The sequence below is a fragment of the Acinetobacter sp. GXMZU3951 genome (assembly GCF_054457875.1).
The window spans coordinates 123,223-138,892 of record NZ_JBTLFO010000003.1 but is presented as its reverse complement, the minus strand read 5'-3'; the positions used below and the strand labels follow the sequence as shown (position 1 = coordinate 138,892).

At 41.9% G+C, this 15,670-nt stretch carries 18 protein-coding genes; 14 read left to right on the top strand and 4 right to left on the bottom strand.

The genetic code is table 11. The annotated features are described in order from the left end of the window. Positions 1-3: 3 nt before the first annotated feature. Both rpoZ and gmk read right to left on the bottom strand, forming a co-directional pair. Positions 4-285, bottom strand: coding sequence for a DNA-directed RNA polymerase subunit omega (gene rpoZ / locus ACX17N_RS06510; protein ID WP_086209029.1), 282 nt, complete (start codon positions 283-285; stop codon positions 4-6). Between the two features lie 77 nt (positions 286-362). Beyond that, positions 363-986, bottom strand: coding sequence for a guanylate kinase (gene gmk, locus ACX17N_RS06505; RefSeq protein ID WP_458891734.1), 624 nt, complete (start codon positions 984-986; stop codon positions 363-365). A gap of 135 nt (positions 987-1,121) precedes the next feature. Here gmk and ispH point away from each other — a divergent pair, with 135 nt between their 5' ends. The 12 genes from ispH to rplS all read left to right on the top strand — a co-directional run bounded on the left by ispH (position 1,122) and on the right by rplS (position 11,661). Continuing rightward, a complete protein-coding gene (ispH, locus tag ACX17N_RS06500) occupies positions 1,122-2,072 on the top strand; it encodes a 4-hydroxy-3-methylbut-2-enyl diphosphate reductase (RefSeq protein WP_458891733.1) in 951 nt (316 codons plus the stop codon). Between the two features lie 164 nt (positions 2,073-2,236). After that, positions 2,237-2,677: a pilus assembly FimT family protein gene (locus tag ACX17N_RS06495; protein WP_458891732.1), complete on the top strand. Its 441-nt coding sequence runs from the start codon at positions 2,237-2,239 to the stop codon at positions 2,675-2,677. Beyond that, positions 2,674-3,180: a type IV pilus modification protein PilV gene (pilV, locus tag ACX17N_RS06490; protein WP_458891731.1), complete on the top strand. Its 507-nt coding sequence runs from the start codon at positions 2,674-2,676 to the stop codon at positions 3,178-3,180. The genes ACX17N_RS06495 and pilV overlap by 4 nt, the downstream gene beginning before the upstream one ends. 1 nt (position 3,181) lies before the next feature. Continuing rightward, complete coding sequence (locus ACX17N_RS06485; RefSeq protein WP_458891730.1) at positions 3,182-4,156, top strand: PilW family protein; 975 nt, start codon at positions 3,182-3,184, stop codon at positions 4,154-4,156. Further along, complete coding sequence (locus ACX17N_RS06480; protein WP_458891729.1) at positions 4,156-4,932, top strand: PilX N-terminal domain-containing pilus assembly protein; 777 nt, start codon at positions 4,156-4,158, stop codon at positions 4,930-4,932. Before ACX17N_RS06485 ends, ACX17N_RS06480 begins: the two co-directional genes overlap by 1 nt. A 17-nt stretch (positions 4,933-4,949) precedes the next feature. Next, a complete protein-coding gene (locus ACX17N_RS06475; protein WP_458891728.1) occupies positions 4,950-8,435 on the top strand; it encodes a pilus assembly protein in 3,486 nt (1,161 codons plus the stop codon). A 10-nt stretch (positions 8,436-8,445) separates the two neighbouring features. Further along, positions 8,446-8,883, top strand: coding sequence for a type IV pilin protein (locus tag ACX17N_RS06470; RefSeq protein ID WP_458891727.1), 438 nt, complete (start codon positions 8,446-8,448; stop codon positions 8,881-8,883). Next, positions 8,877-9,347 carry a type IV pilin protein gene (locus tag ACX17N_RS06465; protein ID WP_458891726.1) on the top strand — a complete coding sequence of 157 codons (471 nt, stop codon included), beginning with the start codon at positions 8,877-8,879 and terminating at the stop codon, positions 9,345-9,347. Before ACX17N_RS06470 ends, ACX17N_RS06465 begins: the two co-directional genes overlap by 7 nt. 146 nt (positions 9,348-9,493) lie before the next feature. After that, entirely contained in the window at positions 9,494-9,751 is a 258-nt protein-coding gene (gene rpsP / locus ACX17N_RS06460) for a 30S ribosomal protein S16 (RefSeq protein ID WP_005013161.1), read from the top strand. Between the two features lie 18 nt (positions 9,752-9,769). After that, entirely contained in the window at positions 9,770-10,318 is a 549-nt protein-coding gene (gene rimM / locus ACX17N_RS06455; protein WP_458891725.1) for a ribosome maturation factor RimM, read from the top strand. A gap of 45 nt (positions 10,319-10,363) precedes the next feature. Further along, a complete protein-coding gene (trmD, locus tag ACX17N_RS06450; RefSeq protein WP_458891724.1) occupies positions 10,364-11,098 on the top strand; it encodes a tRNA (guanosine(37)-N1)-methyltransferase TrmD in 735 nt (244 codons plus the stop codon). Between the two features lie 188 nt (positions 11,099-11,286). Further along, positions 11,287-11,661 carry a 50S ribosomal protein L19 gene (rplS, locus tag ACX17N_RS06445; RefSeq protein WP_458891723.1) on the top strand — a complete coding sequence of 125 codons (375 nt, stop codon included), beginning with the start codon at positions 11,287-11,289 and terminating at the stop codon, positions 11,659-11,661. A gap of 57 nt (positions 11,662-11,718) precedes the next feature. Here the strand turns inward: rplS and ACX17N_RS06440 are convergent, their stop codons facing one another. Continuing rightward, a complete protein-coding gene (locus ACX17N_RS06440) occupies positions 11,719-12,702 on the bottom strand; it encodes a lipase family alpha/beta hydrolase (RefSeq protein WP_312326846.1) in 984 nt (327 codons plus the stop codon). Between the two features lie 35 nt (positions 12,703-12,737). Then, positions 12,738-13,772, bottom strand: coding sequence for a lipase secretion chaperone (locus tag ACX17N_RS06435; protein ID WP_458891722.1), 1,035 nt, complete (start codon positions 13,770-13,772; stop codon positions 12,738-12,740). Between the two features lie 155 nt (positions 13,773-13,927). Between ACX17N_RS06435 and truB the strand changes: the two genes are divergently transcribed. Continuing rightward, positions 13,928-14,833 (top strand): tRNA pseudouridine(55) synthase TruB, encoded by a 906-nt coding sequence (truB, locus tag ACX17N_RS06430; protein WP_458891721.1) that lies wholly within the window; start codon positions 13,928-13,930, stop codon positions 14,831-14,833. Between the two features lie 13 nt (positions 14,834-14,846). Continuing rightward, positions 14,847-15,617: a sulfite exporter TauE/SafE family protein gene (locus tag ACX17N_RS06425; RefSeq protein WP_458891720.1), complete on the top strand. Its 771-nt coding sequence runs from the start codon at positions 14,847-14,849 to the stop codon at positions 15,615-15,617. Positions 15,618-15,670 lie beyond the last annotated feature (53 nt).

Below are 15,670 nucleotides of genomic sequence, written 5' to 3'. Positions count from 1 at the left end.
ATCTTATTGGAAAGAAAAACCATCTAAATTAAGATTGTTTGCTGAAAGTGCAAGATCAAGGCTTGAAGTTTGGTAATCTTGTTCACGTTGCTTCAAAATATCTTTTGAAACGTGGCCAACTGCGATTTCACGTAAAGCCACAACAGTTGGCTTGTCGTTGTCCCATTCTACAGTTGGTTCAATACCTTGACGTGCCAGTTGACGCGCACGTTTGCTTGCCACTAGTACAAGCTCAAAGCGGTTGTCTACATGGTCTAAACAATCTTCAACGGTTACGCGTGCCATAAGAGTTCTCGTTTAAATGCTAATGCTGAAACAGACTGTGCAGTATAAAATGCTTTCAGTTTAGACTCAAGTTTTAATCACGACTCAACCGGAGTGATCAACTTCTGAATCAAATCTTGGTGGCGGTTGGCTTGCTGTGTCAGAACCAGACGATTGGCGGTAATCACCGATTCGAGATCGTGCAACGCCTTATTAAAGTCATCGTTAATAATGACATAGTCAAAGTTTACAAACTGCTGCATGTCTTCTACAGCACAGCTTAAGCGATGTTCAATCACTTCCACACTGTCTGTGCCGCGGTTTGATAACCGTTGGCGCAAATCGAACTGGCTCGGTGGTAAAATGAAAATTTGTTTCGACTCTGGAAATAATTTACGGACTTGCTGCGCACCTTGCCAGTCAATTTCCAGTAAAACATCATGTCCTTTGGCCAATTGTTCTTTTACGGTTGCTTGAGCTGTACCGTAATAATTACCAAACACTTCAGCGTATTCAATGAATCCACCTTGTTCAACCAAGGCAAGAAAGTCATCTTTTTGAGTGAAATGGTAGTGTACACCATCGAGTTCGCCAGGACGTTGTCCGCGCGTGGTATGGGACACAGAAACATGTAAATTGTTTACACGTTCAAGTAGGGCTTTTACGAGAGATGTTTTGCCAGTTCCTGACGCAGCAGAAACGACAAACAAGAGACCCGACATGATATTTTTCCTGATATGATAAAATATCTTCTCTATTTTAGAGTAGACGAGCCGCAAACAAAATAGCTAGTCGTATTTTAGTTTGCATAAATTTAGCAGCATCTGACGAACATTTAAGTGAACAATGAGGGTTTTATGGAAATTGTATTGGCTAATCCGCGTGGTTTTTGTGCAGGGGTAGACCGAGCCATTGCGATTGTAAATCGTGCACTTGAATGCTTTCAGCCGCCAATTTATGTGCGTCATGAAGTGGTACATAACAAATTTGTGGTGGATGATTTACGTCAACGTGGTGCAATTTTTGTCGATGAGCTGGATGAAGTTCCAGACGATAACATTGTGATTTTTAGTGCACATGGAGTGTCTAAAACTGTACAGCAGGAAGCTGAACGTCGCGGCCTAAAAGTCTTTGATGCGACCTGTCCATTGGTGACTAAGGTGCATATTGAAGTGACCAAGTATGCCCGTGAAGGCGTCGAAGCGATTCTGATTGGACATGAGGGTCATCCCGAAGTAGAAGGCACGATGGGGCAGTATGACAAAAACAATGGTGGTGAAATCTATTTAGTGGAAGATGAGGAGGATGTCGCACAATTAAACGTCCGTCATCCAGACAAAGTTGCTTTTGTCACGCAGACCACGTTATCGATTGATGATACTGCAAAAGTAATCGATGCCCTTCGTAAGAAATATCCGAATATTCAGGGGCCGCGCAAAGATGATATTTGCTATGCGACTCAGAACCGTCAAGATGCAGTGCGTGATTTGGCGGCACAATGTGATGTGGTCTTGGTGGTAGGTTCGCCAAACTCATCGAATTCGAATCGGTTACGTGAATTGGCTGAACGCATGGGGAAAGCCGCTTATTTGGTCGATAATGCAGAACAACTTCAGCAAGACTGGTTTAATGAAAATACTAAAATTGGGGTGACAGCTGGCGCATCAGCCCCTGAAATTCTGATTAAACAAGTGATTCAACGCTTGCAAGACTGGGGGGCGAAAGTTCCTGAAGAATTGGCGGGTCGTGAAGAAAATATTACCTTTAGTTTGCCAAAAGAGTTACGTATTCCTGTAACTCAGGCTTAAAGTGATAATCGCTTAACATTTTATTTTTATTAAATATTTGACAGATGATTGGCTTTTTGACAATCATCTGTTTTTTTATGCCTTTTATCTAGTTTGTGTTCGTTTTGTAAAAAAAAGAAATATGATTTTGAATAGGGTAAAGGTTTGTTGCCTAGGGGGAAAGTATGCGAAGAAGTAGAGGCTTCACCTTAATTGAGTTGTTAGTGACGATTGCGGTGTTGGTGATTATAGCAATGCTTGCTGCACCTTCTTTTAAGGATTTAATGTTGAAACAAAACTTGAAAAAAAGTTCTCAAGAATTAGCTGAAGTATTGACTAAAGCAAGAGCAAAAGCAGCCTTTGAGCGTAGACAAATTACAGTGCAATTAAATACGGCAGAAGTTGCTGATACTGAAACTCAATTGAATTGGATGCCAAATGGCAAAGCTGTGTTAAAGAGCGGCTCTCCAACGACCATTACATTTCTCTCGACAGGCTTAGTAAAAGATGCGACTTCCGACACTTCCTTTGTGGTTTGCGAACAGTCTTCGGGATCTTTATCTAAAACAGTCAGTATTTCAAAAATGGGAACCATCCAGCAAATTGCTGAAGGAATATGCTCATGAACTCAAAGATGTCTAGTCAGAATGGTGTGGGCTTAATCGAGATTTTGGTTGCTTTGCTGGTGTTGGCTATTGGTATTTTAGGTTTTGTCGCATTGCAATATCGAGCAGTAGAGGCAACATCGGAAGCCATTAATCGTGTTCAAGCTATGAATATTGCGCGAGATATGGCGGAACGAATTAGGGCAAATCGCGATGGACTAGCAGCATATAAATCTCAAACGGAAACTGCCACTAATCAAGTTGCATATAATACAAATTGTATGACCAGTGCTTGCAGCGCTGCAGATTTGGCTGACTTTGATGTGTCTCAAGTAACAGGTAAAGCGGCCGACTTGGGGATGACGGTTAATATGTTGTCTTGTGCTGGCAATAGTGATGGTCGAAATTGCTTATATGTTGCTTGGGGAGATACTAGTGCGACGGATGGTACGGGTACGGGGGACTGTACCAACGGGACATCTTATAATCCTAGCTCTACCTGCGTAATTATGGAGACCTATTAAAATGAAGAATAAACAATTAGGTTTCACATTAATTGAACTCATGATTTCTTTAGCGTTGGGGCTTATTGTTGTCGCGGCTGCAATTCTATTATTTTTAACGGGACAAAAAAGTGTTGCGATGCAAAAAGGCGTGGCTGAGCTTCAGGATAACGCCAATTTTGGATTGAATTACATCACTAAAGATATTCGCTTAACCAATTTAAATGTTAAGAGTGCCACGATTAATGATCAATCACCTTATGGTGGTGTAGTCTTAAGTTCTTCTAATACAGAAACAAATACTAATGTATATCTGTCTGCAGCGGCACTTGATGTTAGCCTGATGTCAAAAGGTGATTTAACCAGTAATGTTGTAGATGGTAGTGGAGCAGCTGTAAACAGTGATCAGTTGGTGATCCAATATTTACCACAATATACTTTGGATAATAAAAATACGCTTTCTGATGAGAGTGATGATGAACTAGTGGGTGGCTTTGACTGTGAAGGACAAGAACTCCGGTTTAGTAAATCGGCGGGCTTACAAATGGTGGTACAGCGCTACTTTTTAAGAGCGGATAGTAATAAAGCAAATAATGAAGGTTCTCCATTAGCTTTGGCTTGTGATGCAGGGTATTACTCGATAAGTACACCAAGTTCTATTCAGGGTTATGGTGGCTCTGGTGAAATTATTATGAAACGGGTTGATCATTTTAGGGTGTTATTAGGCGTGCAATATGCAAATGGTACACATCGTTATCTTCCGATTGCATCGTATATGGCACTAACTGCACCGCGTCCGAGAATTTTGTCGATTCAGTTGGGTGCTCTTGCTCGATCTACACAATCAATGGGTGGCGATGCCCTTATCAAAGCTGATCAAACTTTTCAGGTTTTAGATCAAACTGTCAAGTTAAAAGCGATGACTGATCCTAAATATATTCGTCAGGTGGTTTCACAAACGATTGCTTTGCGCAATGCACTTGGGGAGCGAGAATAATGAAAACAAAACAAGAAGGTGCGACTTTAATCGTTGTTCTAATTCTATTGGTCATTATTACCGTGATTGGAACATTGGCTATCAGAAGTAGTTTGACCGCTTTAAATATTGCAACCAATAGTCAAGCACAGCAATTGTTGGTGCAAAATTCTGATTCAGCCATTTTTAATGTAGAGAATCCTGCATTATTGCTCAAAAATACAGCCTATGATGGATTGTTTGGGCAAGTTAAAACTGATGCGAATAAAGGCAAAGAGCTGGTCTTTTGCTATCGAGGAGCATCTAGCAGCTTTTATGACTATAGTCAGGCAAGTTTCATGCAATGGGTTTCTGGAACAGCGCCTTCAAACAGTGAATTGGGGTTAGATGGTTACTGTAAAATCGATAGTACAGCGAACTTTTTTACCAGTGGTCGTAGAGCAGTCATGACTCAGGTTGCAGTTAAAGTGAATACGAGTACGGATAGCCAATCCGTTGGTTTAGATCAAGCATTTCAGCATATGCAGCTCGGTACAGATGTGGATTCTGCAAAGATTGATAAATCTGAAAAAATATTAGTGACAGCAACATCTATTGTACCCGCGTTAAGTTCTGCTTCAGATGCGGATATTAATGCGTGTTTTTCTCGACATATGAACCAAGTAGTGATTCCGAGTAATGTGACACCAGCATCAGGGATGGGCAAAAGTGTTGCCGAATGTCTGCAGGGCATAGGCGTGCCAGTCAATACGCAAGTCACTGAATACAACTTAACGCAAGCATTTAATCGTACTTGATATTAGGGGATTGAATAATGAAAAATATTGCAAAAATAATGACGTTTAAACTCTCCATCTTAAGCACGTTAATGCTGTGTGTAACAGCAAATAACTATGCTAGTGACATTGAAATTTATAAAGCTCCCTCTGCTGCTGATGGCAAAGCAAGAATTATGTTGAATTTAGACAATTCATCTTTAATGGCAGGGACACCAGGAGGTTTTAGTGGTGGTTCGACCTCTATTACAGAGGATTATGGAAATGGAATTACATGTCCTAATGGTGATCAAAAATATAATGCAGAATCAGTTTCACGTACTTACAACGGTATAACCTATACTGATGACGAATATTATTGTACAACACCATCTCCAGTACCATCTAATGCAAATAATTTAAATAAAGCAGCGATTGAAAGATCATGCGATCTTGTTGGTTCAACTTATAAATGTTACGACCGATTTACTTTGGCTCGTCGGAGTATGTATCAAGTTGTCAATGATCCTGAGTTAGGTGATAAAGTCTCAATTGGAATTGCAATGTATCCTTTATTTGGTACAACTACAGTTCAATCTCCATTACCGTTGACCGTTGAAAATCGAAATATATTAAACCAAAAAATACATCAGATTACTGCTCCAGTGACTGATATTGATCAAGCAAAAAAAGTTCCAGTTGCAAAAGGATATAGTGTCGCAGCCAAGACCTTGCTAACGAATGAATCAGGAGGAGTCCTTACAGCTGACCAATGTTCAGGTTATGGTATATTTTCTTTAACAGCAGGGCTTCCACTGCATGAAGAAATGGATGTTGCACGGTCAAATTTAAATAGCATTTTGCAATCGGGTTTTCAGGTTACTTCAACAGATTGTCCTGCAACAGGTAGTTTGGATGATGGCCGTGCTTGGAAGTGTGTTGGTAGAGCGGCAGATTTGTTGGCTGCTGGTAAGGCTAAGATTGCGATGCCTGTTAAATCTGTTGTAGTTAGTTTTGGTTCGAGTTTTACATTTACACCCCCCTTGCCTGCCTATGACTCGAAAATGACGACAGAGCAGCAAATTAAGTTAGTTACTGATCAAATTCCTACAGATGTCAATGGGAATGGCGCCGATGTATTAAATAATAAAAGAGATGCATCCATTTCTGGAATTAAAGGTGATGGTGGATATTTTACCGTTAATGATACCAATGCTTTAACAACGACGATTAAAAAGTTTATTGCAGAAGTTGCAAAGGCGGATATTCCATATATCACCACGGGCGCGCCTACAATTCCTCAGGATCCATTAAATCCTGCTTTGGTTCAAAATGATGCTTATTATTCTCAATTCAAGCCTACTCCGACCACGAACCCTACAGATGGAAGTCCTTTATGGGTCGGAAATCTTAAAAAATATCATGTGAATAATCTGGGTAGATTAATCGGAAAAAATAATAATGCTGTTATTGATGACTTAGGGCGTTTAGTCAGTGGAACGCATGACTTCTGGGCACCACCTGTGAGTTCTGACTCAGCTGTAGCAGTCAGTGATGAAACTATTCGTGGTAGTGAGCTTTATGCGCGTAAGGGAGGGATGTGGTCCCAATTACCATTAACCTCAATTATCTCTAGTAGCACAGTAGTTGATCGTAAATTATTGACTAATCGTGATGTGTCTAGTTCGGGCGTTGCGAGTGAAAAGACGACGTTGTCTCGTATTGATATGAGTTATTCTGCTAATGATCCTAAACGATCAGATATTATGCAGTTGCTAAGTTTACGTCAGGTTGGTGCGGTGATGCATTCATCGCCTTTATTGCTTTCGAATGAGGGTAAGATGACGTATAACAGCTCTACAGGCAAAATGGAATCCACCAATCGTGAAGATTACGTTTTATTTGGTAGTACGCAAGGTATTTTGCATGTAGTTAAAGTGCCTGATTATTCTGAAACTACGACCGATGGTGTGACGAGTAATAATAGTGGTGGTCGAGAAGTATTTGCATTTGTCCCGCATGAAATGGTGGAAAAACAAAGTAAAGCATTTTTAACACCAGATCAAAGTACAGGGGGGATGGCAAACCTGTTTTATGGTATTGATGCGCCTTGGACAGCGTATACAGAGTATGTGCCAAAATCGGATGGTACTTTAACTGTAGGTACAGGTAAAACCATTACTGTTGAAGGAAGTAGTAGCCAGTTACAAGGTAAGCAATTGGTTTATGGTGGGCTACGTATGGGGGGGCGGAGTTATTATGCGCTTGACCTCAAAAATATGAATAATCCAGCACTAAAATTTCACATTAATCCTGATGCGGCATCTTCAGGATCACCATTAAGCTACATGGGACAAAGTTGGTCGAAACCTAATATTGCGTGGGTGAACTGGAACGGTAGCCGTAAAATGGTGATGTTTGTTGGTGGTGGTTATGATGCTGGTGGTGCTACTGGAACAGCGAACAATGCTGGCTATGAAAGCGATACCTATAATCAGACCAATGGAGTCGGGGCCGGGGTTTATATGTTTGATGCCCTGAATGGTGATTTACTTTGGTGGGCAAGTAATAATGCTTCAGCAACGAGTGCTGCAACTACAACAAGTGGTGTAATCGCATTAAAAGATCCAAACTTAAAATATAGTGTGGTTAGCGAAATTAAAACGGCTGATCGGGATAATGATGGTTTAGTTGATCACCTTTATTTTGGAGATTTAAGTGGACAGGTTTTCCGTATTGATTTAAATAATAAGGCTTCCACAATAGGTGCATTTGGCGCACGTTCAACCCGCATACTAAATATGCATAATGCGAGTTCCGCGTATTTAAGCCCTCGTTTTTATTCAACCCCATCTTTTGCAATTTTTAAAGACAGTGAAAGTGGTAATTTATTTGCTGCAATTTCTATCGGTAGTGGTAATTTAAGTCATCCATTAGCAGGTTATGATTCTGGTCGTAGTTATGATGCTTTATATACGATTTATGATAAAGATGTAGCCCGTTCAGATTTATATACTACAACTAGTTTGCATACCCAAGATACCTCTGTGGGTAACAGTAATAGTATGTTGGCAATTAATGAGTTAACGTTAAGTAACCGATTCCAGCAGTCTGCAGAAGCTATGTCTGCATTAGTTGCACCATATGCCAGTTCGTCAGGTTGGTATTATCAGATGCAAGGCGGAACTAAAATTCAAAATGAAAAAATATTTTATGCGCCAACTGTTATTGATTATGACTTATATGTAAGTAGTTATGATTCAAGCCGTTTAGGTCTAACTGGAGCCTGTGGTGGTGGTGTACAGGGGGTGAGTAAAGTACAGTTATTCTGTATGCCATTTGGTCAATGTTCGGCCGCTGATTATCCTGATCGTACGGACCAGAATTACAGTGATGAGCATGGACCAGGAATTCAAAACCATGCAATTGCCAGTGGCGGTGATGGTACTACACGTTTGGTTGGTGGTGCGATTATTGGTAATAATTTAGATGATCAATATAAAACTAAGATTAAGTTGATTGCTCAGCGTTGGTATGAAAAATAAGAGGTGATCTATGAAAAAAAATGGCTTCACCTTAATTGAGCTGATGGTTGTGGTAGTAATTGTGGCTATTTTTGCTGCAATTGCTATTCCATCTTACCAAGCTTATATTCGGCGTGCAGAAACATCTAAAGCACAACAAGAAGTTAAGCGTATTGCAACTTTGTTAGAGCGTCATAAGGCGCGTAATTTTAGTTATAAGGGCTTTGATTTATCGGCTCAGACTCTCAGCACTCCTAGAACATATAGTTTTGACTTAAAAGATGGTACGGACACAACTAAGTTGTTGAATGCGACAGGTGCTTCAGGGCATACCTGGGTTCTTAAAGCGACGACCACTGATGCGAAAAATTATAATTATTTGCTTACCAGTTCCGGGATACGTTGCAGAAATTTAACAGCAGCTAATATTAGTTATACGGGTTGTGGTACGGGGAGTGAGCCATGGTAAAACAGCAAAGAGGCTTTACTCTTATTGAGTTAATGATTGTTGTTGCGGTGATTGCTATTTTAGCCGCGATAGCCTATCCCTCTTATCAAGAGTCTGTACGTCGCACAAAACGTGAAGATATGAAAGCGAGTTTGACTGAAATTACAAGTCAAATTCAACGTTACAAAATTGCGAATTTTAAGGTGACGGGAGCAACAGCAAGTGATGTGGGTATTGCAGCTGCATATCCGACACAAGGTACAGCTTTATATACTGTGAGTTTAACGCCTGTAGATGGTACGCCAGCGGCATTAACATCTTCTGCTTGGACTTTAACCGCAACTCCGATTACAGGATCAGCGCAACAAGGTGATGGGCATTTGGTGGTCAATTACCGTGGGGAACGGTGTTGGAGTAAAGGAACTGATATCAATAGCGGTACAGCTTGTGTCCCTTCTGCAACAACTAATTGGGATGGTCGCTAAAACCTAAATTCAAAACTGTGGATAAATCGTTTTTTGATCTTTCCCTCATGCTGAATTTAGCGTAGAATGTCGCCCTCTATCAAAGGGGTTTGAAATGTATCGATGGTCGGTACAGGGAAAATCCGTAAAAACTATAAGGTTGTATCATGGTAGTTATTCGTCTTGCACGCGGTGGTGCTAAAAAACGTCCGTTCTATCAAATCATTGTGACTGATAGTCGTAATGCACGTGACGGTCGTTTCATCGAACGTATCGGTTTCTTCAACCCTACAGCTCAAGGTAAAGCAGAAAAACTTCGTTTAGATGCTGATCGTTTTGCTCATTGGGTTTCTCAAGGTGCTCAACCTTCTGATCGTGTTGCTTCTTTAGCTGCTCAAGCTAAAAAAGCTGCAGCTGCTGTTTAATACGGTAGTAGATTGCCCATGACACCAACACAGAATGTTCCCGAAGATCGTATTCAGATTGGACAGTTACGTTCAGCTTATGGATTAAATGGGTGGCTCTGGGTCTATTCCAATACAGAACCTATGAGCAACATATTTGACTACCTGCCTTGGTACATTGAGACCAAAGCAGGTTGGCAAATTGTCGATGTAAAACGTTGGAAACCACATGGCAAAGGCTTGGTTGTTTCGCTGAAAGGAGTGAGTGATCGCACTGCAGCAGATAATCTGGTTGGCGCTAATATCTGGATTTCAAAATCGCAACTGCCTCAAGCAGGCGTGGACGAGTATTACTGGTCGGATTTAAAAGGCTTAACCGTGTTAGGTCTGGATGATGAAGAACAGGAAGTGAATCTTGGTCAAATCCACGAATTGTTTGAAACAGGCGCTAACGATGTGATGGTGGTTCGCGCAACGGCCGAAAGTATCGATAGTGAAGAGCGAATGATTCCATGGCATAAAGATGTGGTACAACGCGTTGATCTCGAAGCTGGTCGTATCTACGTCAATTGGGGCGCAGATTATTAATCCGTATAGGATTCACACAGCAGCAGGAAAATAGAGGAGTCTGCGGTGTTTTTTGCAGTCATTACGCTTTTTCCTGAAATGTTTGAAGCGATTACAGCCTACGGTATTAGCGGACGTGCAGCAAAACGTGACATTGTGCAAGTACATTGCATCAATCCACGCGAATTTGCTGAGGGCAACTATAAAAGAGTGGACGAACGTCCCTTTGGTGGTGGTCCTGGCATGGTGATGATGGCTGAGCCTTTGGCAAAAGCAATTCAACATGCTAAACAGCTTGCAGCGCAAGCGGGAGCAGTTCATGTTCCTGTGGTGTATATGTCACCACAGGGGAAAACCCTGAATGAAACTGCGGTACAACAGTTTGTCGATTATGATGGATTGATTGTATTGTGTGGTCGTTATGAAGGGGTCGATGAGCGTTTAATCCAAAAATATGTTGATCAGGAATGGTCAATTGGAGATTACGTGTTATCGGGGGGCGAGCTTCCTGCGATGGTGTTATTGGACAGTATTATTCGACGTTTGCCGAATACCATGTCTGATGAACAATCGGCTGTGCAAGATTCTTTTGTGGATGGTCTGTTAGATTGCCCACAATATACCAAGCCAGACCATTTTGAAGGTTTAGATGTGCCAGATATTTTAAAATCAGGACATCATGCCAATATTGAAAAATGGCGGTTTTTGCAGCGTTATCAGCGCACCCTTGAACGCCGACCTGAGTTGGTGGAAAAAGTGGAGCTGACCAAGCAGCAAAAAAAATGGCTCAAAGATTTATAAGGTCGATAGCTTCCAGTTATTGTCCGTATGCGAAGACTTAGACGCATCTGTTTAGGTGTTCTTTATTAGGCTCTTTATGCGTTGAAGCGGTCAAGCATAAAGGGAAAGTTAATCGGGTCTATGCGCTTTAGCCTCTATACCCAGTGGATCTCAGACCTCTTCTGACCCACACATATTGGAGATACCCCATGAGCGGTAAGCATCCTTTAGTACAAGCTGTTGAAAATGCACAGCTTAAACAAGACATCCCAGCTTTTGCACCAGGTGACACTGTTATCGTTCAGGTAAAAGTAAAAGAAGGTGATCGTGAGCGTCTTCAAGCATTTGAAGGTGTTGTAATCGCGAAGAAAAACCGTGGTTTGAACTCTGCGTTCACAGTACGTAAAATTTCTAGCGGTGTTGGTGTTGAGCGTGTTTTCCAAACTCACTCTCCAATCGTTGCTAAAATCGAAGTGAAACGTCGTGGTGACGTTCGTCGTGCTAAACTTTACTACCTACGTGAATTGTCTGGTAAAGCTGCACGTATTCGTGAAAAGTTACCAGCTCGTAAAACTGCAGTTTAATCAGTTTTATTTGAGTGAAAAAATGCGCCCTTTGGCGCATTTTTTTTGCATTGAATTTTACAGCCCTTGTAACTTCAGGCGATTGGCATGCTGACGATAGACATCGACAGGGTCTGGACTAAATAAGCCTCTTAAACCCAGTACCTGATTGACTTCATCTAAATGATTCCAGTTATAGTTATCTCGAATGACTTTGCCGAAATGCGTGCTGCAACGTGCCACCAGACCATCATTGTCGGTACTGATATAAGACAGCGGTGCAAGTAAGGAAATCGTACTGTCTGCGACATCAATCACATTGGTTACTTGCGAGGTTCCCGTCCACGAGTAGTAATAGACGCCGTTATTGGATGTTGCACCACTTTTACTACAGTCTGCAGCCAGTGCTGTGGTGGGGTATTTTTGGTTAAATATTTGAGACCCCTTTTCACTAATCGAACTTAGCGAAGCCTGTAGATCATTTTGTAGTGATGGATTACCTTCGGCAAAAGTAATCAAGGGGCCAATAATATAGTCGGTAGCAATGCTCAACAGTTGTGAGCCGGCTTGGTTCGAAAGTAAATCATCCGCCACTTTGGAACCTCTAAAGGTAGCACCGACCCCAGTTAAGGAGGCTACATATTGAGGTTTGACAGCTTCGACATAACGAATAGTGGGTCCGCCATGGCTATGTCCGATCAAGTTGACTTTGGATTTGCCTGAAATCGCAATCACTTCTTCGACCTGTTGTAGCAGTTGCTCACCACGAACTTCGGTAGATTCTAAAGGTGAGATTTGTGCAGCAAAAGTGGTTGCGCCATTACGTGCCAGATCGGGCAAAATCTGGTACCAATAATCGAGGCCAAACTCGGCAACCCCCAAGCGACTAAAGCCAAACATACCATGTGTAAATAACAGTGGATATTTAGTTTTGGCATAGGTGCTTTGTGCGGAGGCATTGACACTGAGCACTCCTGCAGTGAGTGAGCTGCTGCTGAATCCGATACATGCTGCTAAACCGAGCAATGAAAGGCTATGTGCTATTTTTTTGGTTTTATACATATTTTCATCCTGAAAAAAGGTCTTAAGAGGCAGAATTATTCTGCGAAAGGTAACTTTCCTCCTGTGTCGTGTGTGGTTTCAAAGGTTCCAAGTCGTAACTGTTCTTGCGGGTTTTTAAATTGTTGCTGGCGCAGTTGCTGAATGGCTTGTTGTTGTGCTGATTCACTCATCTGGCTCTGCAAAATCTGATCACGTTGGGCTAAATAGTCATTCACTCGTGATTTCCATTGACCACGTTCCTGATCCAGCTGTTCGAGTCGTTGCGTGGCCTCTACACCGACTAAATTCATACGCATTTGGCGCAGCTCTTCAGGCGAACCACCTCGGGCTTTAAGGTCAGATGTGAGTTTGCGCAGATCTTCCAATTTAGACAGTTGTTCTAGATTTTCTTTCCAATCTTCAGGCAGTTGAGCGAAGAGTTGTTTTAGTTTTTGTGCTTTCTGGATTTCATTGAGAGTAGCGTCGGCTAGAATACTCATACGATTTAGAGTATATTCATGGTAGACATTTTCCGCACCGAACAGCCCTGTAATTTCATAATCGGAAAAGAATTGCTGGCGTAAGTTTTGCGTGAGCGCAAAAACCTTTCGATAATATTCAGGTTCTTGCTGATTTAAATTGGGTTCTTTTAAGTTGCTTAATTGCACGCGGTAATCGAGATAGCGATTCCATAAATCTAAAATTTGCGTTGTAGCCGGTGCTTGATAGCTTTGAGCAATATATGCTGCAAAATCCTGTTTGATCTGCTCAATTTGCTTTTCCCCATATTGGGTAATGAAGTATTCAAAACAATTCCGTGTACGTTCATCGACCACCAAGTGATTCGCTTGGTCTAAGCTGATTTGGCAATTAATTTCCGTATCTTGTTGGCTCGTACTCACAAAAGGCTGCTGAGAGCTTGGGGGTTCAGTTGTACGATGGCCGAGGGCGGCATTCTCCATTGCAGTTGCGCTGCGGGGATTCTCTCTTGGATTGCTGCCTGTGCTGGCACTCGGTGCAAGCCAGATGAGAAAACCAAGCAAGATCACGAGGATCATAGCCAGTATGAGCCATAATTTCTTTTTCTGCATATCCTATGCCCAATTTCCATTTTATTGTTTTAATTGATTCAATACTCTGAACTGAATTAATTTTGCAGTGCCAAACTAAATAAACAACAGAAAAGTTGTAAAACTAGACAAGCGGTTGTTAGTATTGCCACAGTTGAAAATGCGTGTCCTGAGTTATGAAATCTTCTGCGGTAAAAATCCAGCGTCGAGCGGTAAATGGCGTATTTTTATTAAATAAACCATTGGGTATTAGCTCGAATGCAGCATTACAGAAAGTCCGTTGGTTATTCCGCGCAGAGAAAGCGGGGCATACTGGGGCTTTAGATCCGCTTGCTTCGGGTTTATTGCCGATTTGTTTGGGTGAAGCAACCAAGTTTTCGCATTTTTTATTAGATTCAAGCAAACGCTATCAAACCACAGTGCAATTGGGGCACAGCACCACCACCGGTGATGTTGAGGGCGAGGTTTTATTAGAGCAGACAGTACCTGCGCTGAGCGAAGCAAATATTCAGCAGGTCTTGGATCAGTTTGTTGGCGAGATTCAACAAATTCCACCGATGTATTCGGCACTGAAAAAGCAAGGTCGTCCGCTGTATGAATTAGCGCGTAAAGGCATTGAAATTGAGCGTGAAGCACGACCAATCACCATTGAAGCCATTCAGCTACTGTCTTTTACGGAAAACAGTATTACTTTAGATGTGACCTGTTCTAAAGGCACTTATATTCGGGTTTTAGGCGAAGATATTGCCAAAGCCTTGGGTACTTACGGGCATTTGACTTATTTACATCGGATTAAAACGGGTCATTTTGACCTGATTCCGAGCTATACCATTGAATATTTGGAAGCTTTAACTGAACAAGAGCGTGAGGCCTTATTATTGCCAGTCTATGCACCTGTACAGCATTTGACACAGATTCAGGTGCCTGAAGGTCGGGCGGAATATTTCAGTCGAGGCATGGAAAGCAATATTGAGCATGCTGCAGAAGCCCAAGTGCTCGTTTTTGATGGGGAAAAATGTCTTGGTTTGGCCGAAATCAGTGATCGAAAGCGTTTAATTCCTAAACGTGTTTTGAACCTGTAGGCGGCTGAATCATATGGAACTTGATCTTATTCTGAGTTTGGTCTTCTTTGCTTTCTGTGCAGGCGCAATTGATGCCGCAGTCGGAGGAGGGGGCTTAATTCAGATTCCTGCGATTATGGGGGCAATGCCGCAATTGGCACCCGCGACAGTTTTTGGCACCAATAAGCTGTCTTCCATTTTTGGTACGGCCTCAGCGGCCTTTTCATTTATGCGTCGCGTGTCACTGTCGTGGAAGTTGCTGTTGGTGATTGGGGTGGGGGCTTTTATCAGCTCCTACTTGGGGGCGGCTTGTGTTTCCATGATTCCTACCCAAGTATTAAAGCCCTTTGTGTTGTGTATGTTGATCATTATTGCGATCTATACCTTCATGAAAAAGCAGTTTGGTCAGGTGCATTTTCAGCAGGAAGTCACCACTAAAATTCTCGTGCTCGCTGCAGTCGGGAGTGTGTTGATTGGCTTTTATGATGGAATTTTTGGTCCAGGAACGGGCAGTTTCTTTATTTTCTATTTTATTCGTTATTTAAAAGTCGATTTTATTCATGCCTCAGCACTCTCTAAAATTGCCAATTTTATGACCAACTTTGCAGCGCTGAGTTTTTTTGTGCCCGCAGGTCATGTGCTGTTTGGAATCGGTTTAACCATGGCCGCCGCGAATATTGCAGGTTCTTTGGTTGGGGTTAAGCTGGCATTAAAATATGGCAGTGGATTTATCCGGATCATCTTTTTAGTATTGGTTTCTATTTTAATTGTCCGTTTAAGTTATCAAATCTTTTTCCCGGCTTAAGTTTGAAACTGTAATGTCTGTGGATGATTGACTGTAGATCGTGCCCTTGCTTT